A 13,083-nucleotide genomic window follows, 5' to 3' on the forward strand; every position below is an offset into this window, starting at 1 on the left:
CCCGCCGGCCGACGCGAGCCCCGCACCCGACCGGGCGCCGAAACCGCCGCCGGTGACGAGGGCCCCCACCCCGCAGGAGTGGGAGCGCCTGCTCGACCGCCTCGCCCTGCACGGCGTGCGCCCGGTCACCGACGAGTCCGGGCAGGCGGTCCTGGACGGCGAGGGCCTGCTGATCCTCGCGGGCGGTGACGACGGGCCGGCGGAACTGCGGTCGTGGGGGGCGGAGATCACCGCGGAGGAGCGCCCCGACGTGTACGCCGTGCGCTCCGGAGGTCGGGTCGTGGCCTGGTATCTCATGGAGCACCGGCCGGTGCTCACGGTGGTACCACCCCCGACCACGCCCTCCCCCGGTGCCCCTCCGGGGCCGCCCCAGGCTCCGTCCCCGGGCACGCCTGCGGGCCCGTCCCCGGGTACGTCCCCGAGTTCGTCTCCAGGCGCCGCCGCCGACCCGTCCACGAGCGGGCCGGACCCGTCCGGGGTCACGACTTGGCCGCCACTACCGCAGCCCAGCCTGCCGCGAACCGGGTCGGACGTGCTCGATCCGACCCTGCTCGCCCTCGGTGGAGCGGGTATCCTCTGCGCCGGCGGGCTGCTCGTCCGACTCTCCCGGCCGCCGAGACGACGGTAACGAACGGGACGAACGTCGGCTCCGGGGGGCAGACTGTGCGTCTGGCGCATCGTGGAGGAACGGTGCAGGCTCGTCAGGGGCGCAGACCGTGATGGTGAGATACCTTCCGGCAACGTCCAACGGGTGGGGAAGGAGGCGTGATGTGGTCCATGCGCAGCTTTGACCGGCGGATACCTCTGGCACCGACGATCATCGCGCTGGCTCTCATCACGTTGCTCGTGCTCACCAATCTGTACGGCCCCACCCCCGGCACACCGCGACGTCGGGACGGATCCGCGCCCTCGCCGGCGTCCATCCCACCGCAACTGCCCGCGCAGGACCAGAGCGTCGAGGCGGCGCCCGGCCAGGCCGGCGCGCCGGACCCCGCAGGCACGATCCCGCCGCCTTCGACCACGCCCGGGGCCGCACAGCCGCTGCCCCAGGCCACCGTCACCGTGACCGCCACGGTGACCGCGCCGCCTCCCGCGGCGCCGTCGACCGGCGGCAACACACCCGGCCGAACCGCCTCCGCCCAGCCGGGCACGACGCCTTCCGCGCCGGCGACCACGACCACCACCACCGGCGGCGGCGGTGGCACGACGCCGGTTCCCACCACCGGCTCGGGCGGCGGCGAGAGCCCTCCTCCGCCCGCCGACAAGCGCCTGCGGGTGACCGAGGTCCGGGTCAACAGCGACCGCCCGAACGGCGCCAGGGTGCGTTGCAACGGCGTCGACGAAGTGGTTTTCTCCGGCACCGTGCTCGTCGACGGCGGTCCGGGCGACATCGTGTACCAGTGGGTGTTCGACGGCTTGTGGACGTGGCCGATCGACTATCTGGTGTTCACCGGTTCCGGCGCGCGCCAGCAGACCCTGTCGGTGCCCTGGCGAGTGCCGCCGCAAATCTTCGGCAAGCTCAAGGGCACCATCCAACTGCGTGTCCTGCAGCCGGCGGCCTACGCCCAGACGAAGCGGCTCGACATCAACTTCGTCTGCTCCTGATCCGGCCGGACTTTCGCTGATTTCTTCGACGATCCCTCGGCCTTTCTCGCCTGCCATCGACAACCCTCGGCGTCCGCGGCCTTGCGATCTTGAGCATACCGGGTATACATACTCGGTATGTCCATCAAACACGGCCTCCTGGCTTTGCTCGACCAGGGCCCCCGCTACGGATACCAGCTCCGCAGCGAGTTCGAGGCGCACACCGGTTCGACCTGGCCGCTGAACGTCGGCCAGGTCTATACGACGCTCGGCCGTCTCGACCGCGACGGCTTCGTCGAACCCGACGGCGAGGACGTCGAGGGGCACGTCTTCTTCAAGATCACCGACAAGGGTCGGACCGAACTGCGGGCGTGGTTCGAGGCCCCCGTGTCGCGGACCAATCCGCCGCGGGACGAGCTCGCGATCAAGCTCGCGATGGCCGTGAGCGTGCCGGGTGTCGACGTCACCGAGGTGGTGCAGCGCCAACGCGCGCACACCTTGCGGGCGTTGCAGGACTACACCCGGCTCAAGACCGGCGCGGCCCAGGACGACCTGGCGTGGCAACTCGTCCTGGAGTCGCTGATCTTCCACGCGGAGGCCGAGGTGCGCTGGCTCGACCACTGCGAGGCCCGGCTCGCCCGACAGGCGGCCGAGCGGACGCCGTTGCCGCCGGCCGACGCCCCGGCGCCCACGCGCGGACGCAAGGCACGCAGGTGACAGGCACGCAGACGACGGCACGCAGACGACGGACACGTTCGGCACTGGCGCAGGGGGCAGCGTGGAACCGGTACTGAAACTCGAGTCGGTAGGACGGGTCCACGGAAAAGGCGACGTCCGGGTCGAGGCGCTGGCCGAGGTGAACCTGGCCGTGGCCCCGGGCGAGATGCTCGCCGTGATGGGACCGAGCGGATCGGGCAAGTCGACGCTGCTGATGCTCGCGGGCGGCCTCGACAGCCCGACCAGCGGTCGGATCCTGGTCGAGGGCCAGGACCTGGGCGAGCTCAACCGCCGCCGGATGGCCGCGATCCGGCGACGCAGCGTCGGCTACGTCTTCCAGGATCTCAATCTGGTGCCCGCGCTGACCGCGGTGGAGAACGTCGCCCTGCCGCTGGAACTGGACGGCGAGTCGATCCGCAAGGCGCGCGCCGGCGCCCAGGAGGCCTTGACCGAGGTCGGCCTCGCGCACTTCGGCGACCGTTTCCCCGACGACATGTCCGGCGGCCAGCAACAACGTGTCGCGATCGCCCGTGCGTTGGTGGGCAAGCGCCGACTGGTCCTTGCCGACGAGCCGACGGGCGCGCTCGACTCGACGACCGGCGAGGCGATCCTGCGGGTGCTGCGCTCGCGGTGCGAGGCCGGGGCGGCGGTGGTCCTGGTGACCCACGAGGCGCGGCACGCGGCGTGGGCGGACCGGATCGTCTTCCTGCGCGACGGTCGACTCGTGGACGACACGGGTCCCGGCGCCGGCGCCGAGTCGCTGCTGTCACAAGGTGGTTCGCGATGAGCCTCGGCTCGTGGCGCGCCGTCCTGCGGATCGCCCGCCGGGACGCGTTGCGGGCCAAGGGCCGCAGCGCGCTGATCGTGGCGATGATCGCGATCCCGGTGCTCGGGATGAGCGCCGCCGACGTGACCTGGCGCAGTGTGCAACTGGACACCGACGAGACGATTTCGCGCTCGATGGGGACCGCCGACGCGTGGGTGCAGGACGTCGGCGGTGGAATCGGTGGCAGCGCAATGCCCGGGGGAATCCGGCAGACGCCCGACGCCACCGAGTATCGGCCCGCGGGCATGGACACGTCCGGCCGGCCGCCCGCATCCCGGTCGGCCGTCGCCATGCCGGAGCCCGACCCGGCCACGACCGAACCGCCGCGTGACCCCGGCGCCTCGATCCCCGGTGTGACCGAGCGGCTGACCGACCGGCACTCCTTCGCCGCGGTGTCCACCGCACACGGACGCACCAGTGCGCAGATTCGCGAATTCGACTACGCCGAGCCGCTCGCGAAGGGCATGGTCTTCCAACGCAAGGGCCGGGCTCCCGCTACCGCCGACGAGGTCGTGGTCACCGAGGCGCTGCGCAAGACGGCCGGATACCGGGTCGGCGGGCAACTGGTCGAGCTGTCCACGGGTCGTACGTTTCGCATCGTCGGCACCGTGGACCTGCCGAACTCGCTCAACGACCAAACGGTGATCGCCCGACCGGGCAGCATGCTCGACACGATGCGCGGGCTGCCCGGGACGGCCCGGATTCCCCCCACCGAGGACCGGATGCTCGTTCGGGTCCCCGGCGGGGTGTCCTGGTCCGAAGTGCTGGAGGCCAACAAGCAGGGTGTCGTGGTCAAGTCGGCCCACGTCCTCGCGCATCCGCCGGCCGCGTCGCAGGTACCGCGGTTCGACTCGCCGCAGCAGTGGATCGACTCGCGCGAACTCAGGCTCGCCGGCATCGGCCTGGGCTTGGGGCTTTTGGAGATGGTCCTGCTCGCGGGGCCGGCCTTCGCGGTCGGCGCGCGGCGCAAGCGGCGCGAACTGGGGCTGATCGGGGTCGCCGGCGGCAGCCGCCGGCACATCGGCGGTGTGGTCCTGGCCGGAGGGGTGGTCCTGGGCGCGGTCGGCGCCATCGTCGGTACGGGGTTGGGGCTGATCGCCGCCGCCGCGCTGCGCGGGTGGTTCGCCGAGAGATCAGGCAAGATCCTCGGCCGCTACGACGCGCACGCCGTGGAACTGCTCGGCATCGGCGCGGTGGGCGTCGCGGTCGGCGTTGCCGCGGCGCTCATCCCGGCGTGGCTCGCGGCCCGCGAGGACATCGCCGCGTCGCTGACCGGGCGTCGCGGGGTGCGCGGGAGTTCGCGGGTGCTGCCGACGGTGGGCACCGCGGTCACCGCCCTCGGCGTCGCGGTCGCGATGTTCGGCTCCGGCGCGCCGAACGACGAGGTGATCCTCGCGGGCGTGGTCCTGGCCGAACTCGGCCTCGTCGCGTGCTGCCCGGCACTGATCGGCGCGACCGCGAAGCTCGGCCGCTTCCTGCCGCTGAGTCCGCGCCTGGCCCTGCGCGACGCGGCCCGCAGCCGCACCCGCAGCGCGCCGGCGGTGGCCGCGGTGATGGCCGCCGTGGCGGGCTCGGTGGTGATCGCGGTGCTGTGGCAGAGCGAGACCCAGGACAACCGGAATCGCTACCGGGCCGGCGGCCCGGCCAACCACGTCCTGATCGGCTTTCCCGGGCGCACTCCGTCCTACGGCAGCCCGTTCGAGGAGCCGCCCCTGACCCAGGCCCAGGCCCAGGAGGCGAGGCGGACCGTGGAGGACCTGCTCCCCGCCACAAAGGGCAGCACGCTGGGCGTGCCCAAGGGCGCGTGCACCCCGGACGGGTCGTGTGTCGACTTTCGGCCGGAGAAACTGCCCGAGTTCCTGTGCCCGATGGAAACCGGCAGACCGATGACCGACGACGAACGCATGCACCTGATCGGCGACCCCAGATGCTCGTCCGGCCATGGCGGCTACTTCATGTCGGTGGTGGGTGACGCGGAGGCATTGCGCAGGTTGACCGGCGCGAACGACCCGCGCGCCGCCGACGTGTTGTCCCGCGGCGGGATCGTGCTGTTCGAGCCCGGCTACGTCGCCCCCGACGGAACGGTCGCCGTGCGGGCACTGGAGGGTGGGCGACCCGAGTATCCGCCGGGCATGGCCGGCGGGCCGGAGCACGCCGTGTCCCAGCCTGCCGTGCCCGAGCCCGTCCATCGGGTGCCCGCCGTCGAGATTCGGGCGCCCTTCCCGCCCGGCGTCATGTTCCTCTCGTCCGAGGCCGCGCGCACGATCGGTGCGCGCGTGGAACCGGCCGGACTCGTGTACGACGCGGGAGAACCGCCCTCGGATGCCAAGGTGCAGGCACTTGAGGACCGGATGGCCAAGATCTCCGGGCAGTCCTTCGTGTTCGTCGAGCGCGGCTTCCAGGGCAAGGACGACGCGCGGATGCTCCTGCTGGCGGTGTTCGCCCTGGTGGTCACGGTCGGCGCGTCCGGAGTGGCGACCGGGCTCGCGTTGGCCGACTCGCAGAAGGACCTCGCGACGCTCGGTTCGGTGGGCGCTCCGCCGGGGGTCCGGCGCCGGCTGTCGGCGTTCCAGAGCGGGGTGATCGCCTTCCTGGGCACGGTGCTCGGACTCGGGGCGGGCCTGCTCGCCGGCGTGGTCGTGCGGCGCGGTCAGCGGTCGTCCGTGTGGGACGCGATGCCGGACGTGGCCAAGCGCGACCTGCACGCGCCCGAGACGGTGATCCCGTGGGCCCAGATGGGTGTCGCGCTCGTCGTACTGCCGTTGCTCGCGGCCCTGCTCGCGGCGCTGCTGACCCGATCGCGCGCCATGGTGCGCGGCAGGACCGCGTAACTGTTCGCCGCCCCGGAGGTCCGCCTTCCCGATCCGCCGGGACGGTTAAGGCGGACCCTAGGATGAGATGTATGGATACGCCGAACAGCGAAGCGAATGGTGAGAATCCGCAGGTGGTGATCGTCGGGCCGGATGGCATGGCGCTCGGCGGCGGAATCGGCGAGGCGGGCGGTGAGCTCGCGGTCACCGAGATGGTGGAACAGCCGGCCAAGGTCATGCGCATCGGGAGCATGATCAAGCAGCTTCTGGAGGAGGTGCGCGCGGCTCCTCTCGACGAGGCGAGCCGGGTCCGACTCAAGGAGATCCACGCCAGTTCGATCAAGGAACTGGAGAAGGGGCTCGCCCCGGAGCTGGTCGAGGAACTGGAACGACTCTCGCTTCCGTTCACGCACGACTCGGTGCCCAGCGAGTCGGAGCTGCGGATCGCGCAGGCTCAGCTCGTGGGATGGCTGGAAGGGCTCTTCCACGGCATTCAGACTGCGTTGTTCGCCCAGCAGATGGCGGCTCGCGCGCAGCTGGAGACGATGCGTCGGGCGCTGCCGCCCGGCATGGGTCCGGGTGGGCAGACCGAGCCGCCGCATACCCAATCGGGTCCGTACCTCTAGGCCCGCTGCGCTCCCGTCGTGTCTCTGACAGGCTGTCGAAGGCGCGACGGGAGCCGTCCTTGTGCTTGCGGTCGACCGAAGTGCGATACACCGAGCGGTACCCGAGTCCGCGGGTGAGTCGTCGAGCGTGGAGGGCGGTCTGAGGTGACCGTTTCGGGAGATCCGGCTCGCGCGAGCGGGCGTGTCTTCGGTGGCGGGCGATATCGCACGGGGCGTCGGATCGGCGGCGGCGGCATGGCCGTCGTCTTCGAGGCGCACGACCTGATGCTCGATCGGATCGTCGCGGTCAAGCGCCTGCGCAGCGATCTGGCCGAGGACGTCATCGCCCGTTCCCGCTTCGCGCGCGAGGCGGAGCACGCGGCCGGTCTCGACCACCAGACGATCGTCAGGGTCTTCGACACGGGCGCCGACCCCGGCGAGGACGGCGTGCTCGTCCCGTGGATCGTGATGGAACTCGTCCAGGGGCTGACCCTGCGCGACCTGCTGGAGGCGCACGGCCCGGTGCCGTGGCCGAGGGCGCTGGCGATCACCGCGAAGGTGCTCGACGCCTTGGAGTACAGCCACGCGCGTGGGCTCGTGCACCGCGACATCAAGCCGGTGAACGTGATGATCACGCCGGCCGGCTCGGTCAAGGTGATGGACTTCGGGATCGCTCGGGCGTTGTTCAACACCGACGGCGCGCTCACCGATCCGGGTCGGATCATGGGGACGCCGCAATACTTCTCGCCCGAACAGGCGTTCGGTCATCCGGCCTCCACCCGCAGCGACCTGTACTCGGTCGGCTGCCTGTTGCACGAACTGCTCGTCGGAGTCCCGCCGTTCGACGGTGGCACGGCAGTACACATCGCGTATCGGCACATGCGCGAGGATCCGACGCCGCCGTCGGCCTACCGGCCGGACGTCCCGAGCGCGGTCGACGACCTCGTGTTGTTCGCGCTGCGCAAGGACCCGAATCTGCGTTACGACACCGCCGGGCGGATGCGTGACGCGGTCCGCTCGATCCTGCCGGCGGACGTGTGGGACTCGGTCCTGTACGGCGCGGGGGTGCCGGCGCAGGCGGGCCAGGGCGCACCGGGGGGCCTCGCGGGGTCGTCGGTTCCTTCGGTTCCTTCGGTTCCTTCGGTTGCGTCCGGGCGGGCGGCCTTCTCGGGCCCTTCGGCACCCGTGGGTCACGAGGCGTCGCGCCCGTCGCGGCTGTCTCCCGGTGCTCCGCCGTGGGCGCGCGTGCTCTCCGGGTTCGGGCCGCGCGCGCGTTCGGCGGGCGCGCACAGCGCGCCGGGCGTTTCGAACCGGAAGTCGGGTACGGGTGCGGCGTTCGCGGCCGCGGTCTTGGGTGTGCTGGCCGTCCTGACGTCGATTCTGATGTTGCGATGACTGCGACCGGCCTGCGCGGCCGGTCGCGAATCGGCCGGTTCCGGGCTCCGGCGGGACCCCGAATTCCCGTTACCATGGGCACTTCGCACGGGAGTACCGCTGATCCCGATATCGTTTCGGGACTTGAAGCGAGGATGCACCACATTTCATCTGCACTTGGGCGCGGGCCCGCGCTCCGGCCCCACGCGAGGGGACGGTCGATGATGGGCACCCGATCCTTGCTCGTCACGTCGGCCTCGACGTCGGCGTGCCTTTGCGTTCCTCCGATCGTTGGAACCGTCGTGCTTCCCCGCATCGGTGGTGGTGTCCGCGCTCCCCTGCTCGCGGTGGACCGCTTCGCCACAGTTCGGCGCCCCCACGTGGGTCGCCCCGACGCGCAGGGCGAGGAGCGATGACCCCGCCGCAGGGACCGGACGACATCGAGGCGTCCGGCACACAGGTGAAGACCGTCGGCTCGGGCCGCTACGAGCTGGGCCGGCAACTCGGCCGGGGTGGCATGGCCGAGGTGCTGATGGCCCACGACGTGCGGCTCGGCCGTACCGTCGCGGTCAAGACGCTGCGTCCCGACCTCGCCCAGGACCCGGTCGCCCGTTCGCGGTTCGGCCGTGAGGCGCAGAACGCGGCGTCGCTCAACCACCCCGCGATCGTGTCGGTGTACGACACCGGCGAGGACCAGGTCGGCGACGAGCTGGTGCCGTTCATCGTGATGGAGTGCGTCGAGGGCCGTACGGTCCGCGAACTGCTCGGCGAAGGCAACCCCATACCGCTGGAGCAGGCGCTGCGGATCACCGAGGGGATCCTGGAGGCGCTGGAGTACAGCCATCGCCACGGCATCATCCACCGCGACATCAAGCCCGCGAACGTGATCATCACCAACTCCGGCGCGGTCAAGGTGATGGACTTCGGCATCGCGCGCGCGATGCACAGCGCGGCGACCACGATGACCCAGACCGGCATGGTCATGGGCACCCCGCAGTACCTTTCGCCGGAGCAGGCCCTGGGCCGCACCGTCGATGCGCGCAGCGACCTCTATTCCAGCGGTTGCATGCTCTACGAACTGCTCGCACTGCGTCCGCCGTTCAACGGGGACACCCCGTTGTCGGTCGTCTACCAGCACGTGCAGGACGATCCGCGGCCGCCGTCGATGACCGACCCGCGCGTACCGCCGCACCTGGACGCGATCGCGCTCAAGGCGCTCGCGAAGAACCCCGACGATCGCTACCAGACCGCCGACGAGATGCGGATGGACATTCGGCGCGCGCTGGCCGGACAGCAGGTTTCGGTGGCCGTGCCGCCGCGGGTGCCGACGCAGTCGCAGCAGCGGCCAGCGTTCGGTTCGTGGAGCCAGGCCGCCGCGGCGCCCGGGCAAACCGCAACGACCGAGCCCACGGCGGCGATGCCGTCGATCGGCGGCGGGACCGCGACCGGGCCCCGACCGCAGACCAACGACGGCGGCACCGGGGCGATGCCGATCCTGCCGGAGCGCGAGTCGCAGCACCGGCGCAAGCTTCCGATCTATCTGCTGGCCGTCCTCGCGGTGCTCGTGATCGTGCTCGGCGCGGTGCTCGTGCAGCGGGGGTTGCTGGGCGGCGACGACAAAAAGGCCTCGAACGACAAGCCGTCGGAGGGCCCGTCGCAGACCGCCTCCGACGCTGCGCCGGCGCCGGGAGCCGTCAACACCAACCCGCCCCCGACCGCAGGCGACAAGAACTCGTCGAGTGGTCAGAACGGCTTTCCGACGTCCGGCTCGAAGTGGACGTCGAACCCGACGTACACCCAGCGCGAGAACAACGGGCAGAACTCGGGCGGCAACAACAACCAGACCCGCCCGACCACCACGCCGTCCGCACCGGCGACGTCGTCCACTCGCCCGACGCAGCCCACCGCGCCCGCCACGACCGGCGGCAGCACACCGACCACGGGCGCGACCAGTGGTGCCGGCCACACCGATCCGCCCCCGCCGACGGGTGGCAGCGGCGGCAACGGGGGCAACGGCACAGCCCCTCCGCCGGGCAGCGATACCAAGTCCTGACTTCGCGGCCTCGACTTGAAGCCCTGGTCCCGAGGCCCCGAGCGGGTCCGACGTCGAAACCCGCGCGACCCACGATCGGTGGCTCGCGCGGGTTTTGTCATGTCGGCGGGTCGGCCCAGCGGCTGCGGTCGGTCGGTGGCGCCCGGTCAGCCCAGGAAGGCCTCCAGAACCTCGTCGTAGGCCAGCGTCCACCACACGATCAGCGCGGCGGACGCGGGGAAGAGTGGATCGCAGCGTGGATCGTTCTCGACGTAGTGCCGAGTGAGCATCCAGAAATCGTTCAGGCGCTCCCACCACAGGCGATGCACGGCGGCCACGAGTTGGGTCGACCCGGGATCGACCACACCCCGATAGCCGCGGATGAACGCCCGCACCCGATCGAGGTCGAGCGTGCCGCTGATCGCGTCGGTGAAGAAGATCAGCGCGGCGCGCACCACTTCCTCGGTGTCGGGCAACGCCGCGAGCCGGTCCCAGTCGATGATCGCGGCGGGTTCGTCGCCTTGGTAGAGCAGGTTCAGCGGATGGAAGTCGCCGTGCACGTAGCCCGTGCGCGGTGCCTCGTGGTCGGACGGTCGACGATGCGCGTGCCGCAGGAGCATCGCGCGCCGTTCGATCGTGCGCAGTTCCGCGAGCCGGTCGAACTCGTCGCCCGCGGGGCGGGCTCGGATCCGGCCGAGCAGACGCTCGATGGTGACGAGTGATTCGTGCGGATCGGCGGTCGGGACCAGCAGCGGCTGCTGGACGGGTGGCAGCAGCCGGGGGAGCATGACATGCACGCCACCGAGCAGCGCGCCCACCCGGGCGCAGCCGCGGGCGTCGAGCTCGGCGCCGCGCCGGTGGGTGCCGTCCACCCACGGGTACAGCGCGAACAGGCGCCCGCGCCGGGCCAGTACGGTGCGACCGCGGCGATCGGCCACGGGTGGGACCGCGGGCAGGCCGCACGCGGCGAGCCGCTGGGTCGCGCGGTGCTGAAAGCGGATGGTCTCGGGTCGTTGGTCCAGATAATGCTTGAGAAACCAGCGTCCCCTGGTGGTGACGACCTCGTAGCCTCGATTGAGGAGGCCTTCGGCGACGGGCCGGAAGGACACGGCCTCGCCGATGCGATAGCGGTCGATCGTCACAGCCAGTGGGGACTCTGGCCGGGAGGGTCTGTACACGCCGTCAATGTATGTCACCCGAAGAGATGAAATGACTACGGTGTGCAGCCTTCACGCGTAAGCGTGTCTTTCGTGTCACGCGTTCGAGGAGATCGCCGAGGGTCGGGGGCCGGCCGAGGGTGAGCAGGGTCGGGTTTCGCCGGTTCAGCCGAACAGTTTCTCGATGACCTGGGCGACGCCGTCGTCCTGGTTGCTCGCGGTGTGTCGCTCTACGGCGGCGAGTACGTCCGGATGTGCGTTGGCGACCGCGTACGCCTGCCCGGCCCACGCGAGCAGCGGCAGGTCGTTGGGCATGTCGCCGAACGCGACGACGTCCTCGGTCCGGATCCCGCGCTGCGTGCAAAACCACGCGAGGGTACTGGCCTTGCTGATCCCCAGCGCGCTGATCTCGACGAGGGCGATCGCGGACGAGTGGGTGAACTCGGCGTACGCCCCGGCCCGGTCGCGCGCGAGCGCGAGGAACGCGTCGGGGTCGAGGGTCTCGTGCCGGGCGAGCAGTTTGAGTACGGGGCCGTTCAGGAGATCCTCGACCGGGCCGACGGCATGCACGATCGACACGTCGCGTGGGAGGACGGGATAGCCCGGTTCGTGCATGAAGCCGGTCTCGGTCTCCACCGCGAACGTCACGTCGGGGACGGCCTCGCGCAACAGGCGGACCACCTTGCGGGCGGCGGTGACGTCCATCGGGTGGGTACCGACCAGGCGCTCGGCGCGCAGGTCGTACACCACGGCGCCGTTGCCGCAGATGGCCAGGCCGTGGTGGCCGGTGACCTTCGCGACCTGGCGCATCCAGCGTGGTGGGCGGCCTGTCACGAAGACGACCTCCGCGCCGGAGGACTCGACGAGTTCGAGGGCGGCGAGTGTACGTTCGGAGATCGACCCGTCGTCGCGCACGATGGTGCCGTCGAGGTCGGTGGCCACAAGACGCGGGCGATTCGTGATCGTCACGTGTACATCCTCGCTCAGGAACGATTCTTCGTGGCCGGCGCCGGTCGGGTTAGGCTCGTTGACCATGCGCGCCGGAATCGTGATCTTGCCAGTGGACCGTTGGAGCCGAGCCGCCGCGTCGTGGCGATGGGCGGAGGACGTCGGTTTCGATTCGGCCTGGACGTACGACCATCTGTCCTGGCGCAGCTTCCGCGAGCAGCCGTGGTTCGGCGCGGTCACCACGCTCACCGCCGCCGCGGCCGTGACCGAGCGGATCCGCCTGGGCACGATGGTGACGTCGCCGAACTTTCGCCACCCGGTCACGCTGGCCAAGGACGTCATGGGCATCGACGACGTCTCGGGAGGGCGCTTCACGCTGGGCGTGGGGGCGGGCGGCACCGGGTTCGACGCGACGGCACTCGGGCAGCGGCAGTGGTCGGCGCGCGAACGGGCCGACCGGTTCGCCGAGTTCGTCGAGCTGACGGATCGGCTGCTGACCGACCCGGCGACGACGTACGAGGGCCGCTTCTACAGCGCGGACGAGGCCCGGATGATCCCCGGCTGCGTGCAGACCCCGCGGGTACCGTTCGCGATCGCCGCGACCGGCCCGCGCGGCATGGCCCTGGCGGCCCGGCACGGCCAGGCGTGGGTCACCTTCGGCGACGCCGAGCGGGCCGGCGAGCTGACCCCCGACGAGTGCCTGGCGACGGTCTCGACCCAGGTCGCCCGCCTGACCGACGCGTGCGTCCGGGCGGGCCGAGACGTCGAGGACCTGGACCGCATCCTGCTCACCGGCTCGACCCGGGAGCGCCCGCTGGAGTCGGTCGACGCCTTCGTCGACTTCGCGGGCCGCTACGCGGAGGCGGGCATCACCGAACTGCTTCTCCACCAGCCCATTCCGGACAGTCCGTTCGCGACGGACCGGACCGTCTTCGAGCAGATCGCGGACAAGGCGCTGCCGCAGATCCGCTGACGGAGATTGCCCGAGGAAGGGGCGTCAGGGGTGGGCGGAGCGGGTGGTGAGGGCGTC

10 protein-coding genes and 1 pseudogene are annotated in these 13,083 nt (G+C 71.3%); 9 read left to right on the forward strand and 2 right to left on the reverse strand.

Translation table 11 applies throughout. The features are described 5' to 3' along the window. The 8 genes and pseudogenes from GT354_RS00800 to GT354_RS00835 form a co-directional block, all read left to right on the forward strand. A pseudogene (locus GT354_RS00800) lies at positions 1-628 on the forward strand (hypothetical protein); the annotation flags it as partial. A 149-nt stretch (positions 629-777) separates the two neighbouring features. Then, a complete protein-coding gene (locus tag GT354_RS00805) occupies positions 778-1,605 on the forward strand; it encodes a hypothetical protein (RefSeq protein WP_161354188.1) in 828 nt (275 codons plus the stop codon). A 117-nt stretch (positions 1,606-1,722) separates the two neighbouring features. Continuing rightward, entirely contained in the window at positions 1,723-2,301 is a 579-nt protein-coding gene (locus tag GT354_RS00810; protein WP_161354189.1) for a PadR family transcriptional regulator, read from the forward strand. 61 nt (positions 2,302-2,362) lie between these two features. Continuing rightward, positions 2,363-3,088, forward strand: a complete 726-nt coding sequence (locus GT354_RS00815) for an ABC transporter ATP-binding protein (RefSeq protein WP_161354190.1) — start codon at positions 2,363-2,365, stop codon at positions 3,086-3,088. Further along, positions 3,085-5,958: an FtsX-like permease family protein gene (locus GT354_RS00820; RefSeq protein ID WP_161354191.1), complete on the forward strand. Its 2,874-nt coding sequence runs from the start codon at positions 3,085-3,087 to the stop codon at positions 5,956-5,958. The genes GT354_RS00815 and GT354_RS00820 overlap by 4 nt, the downstream gene beginning before the upstream one ends. A gap of 71 nt (positions 5,959-6,029) precedes the next feature. Next, positions 6,030-6,563, forward strand: a complete 534-nt coding sequence (locus GT354_RS00825) for a bacterial proteasome activator family protein (RefSeq protein ID WP_161354192.1) — start codon at positions 6,030-6,032, stop codon at positions 6,561-6,563. Positions 6,564-6,707: 144 nt separating this feature from the next. Next, the gene (locus GT354_RS00830; RefSeq protein WP_161354193.1) at positions 6,708-7,937 is read left to right on the forward strand and encodes a protein kinase; all 1,230 of its coding nucleotides are present in this window, start codon (positions 6,708-6,710) and stop codon (positions 7,935-7,937) included. A 391-nt stretch (positions 7,938-8,328) separates the two neighbouring features. Continuing rightward, entirely contained in the window at positions 8,329-9,969 is a 1,641-nt protein-coding gene (locus tag GT354_RS00835) for a protein kinase (RefSeq protein WP_161354194.1), read from the forward strand. 146 nt (positions 9,970-10,115) lie between these two features. On the opposite strand, the gene GT354_RS00840 is transcribed toward GT354_RS00835, so the two are convergent. Both GT354_RS00840 and GT354_RS00845 read right to left on the reverse strand, forming a co-directional pair. Next, entirely contained in the window at positions 10,116-11,090 is a 975-nt protein-coding gene (locus GT354_RS00840; protein WP_161354195.1) for a phosphotransferase, read from the reverse strand. A 180-nt stretch (positions 11,091-11,270) separates the two neighbouring features. Continuing rightward, positions 11,271-12,074 carry an HAD family hydrolase gene (locus tag GT354_RS00845; RefSeq protein ID WP_346011772.1) on the reverse strand — a complete coding sequence of 268 codons (804 nt, stop codon included), beginning with the start codon at positions 12,072-12,074 and terminating at the stop codon, positions 11,271-11,273. Positions 12,075-12,138: 64 nt separating this feature from the next. Here GT354_RS00845 and GT354_RS00850 point away from each other — a divergent pair, with 64 nt between their 5' ends. Next, entirely contained in the window at positions 12,139-13,026 is an 888-nt protein-coding gene (locus GT354_RS00850) for an LLM class flavin-dependent oxidoreductase (RefSeq protein WP_202511402.1), read from the forward strand. Positions 13,027-13,083: the final 57 nt, after the last annotated feature.

The sequence above is a fragment of the Streptomyces sp. SID3343 genome (genome assembly GCF_009865215.1).
GTDB lineage: Bacteria > Actinomycetota > Actinomycetes > Streptomycetales > Streptomycetaceae > Embleya.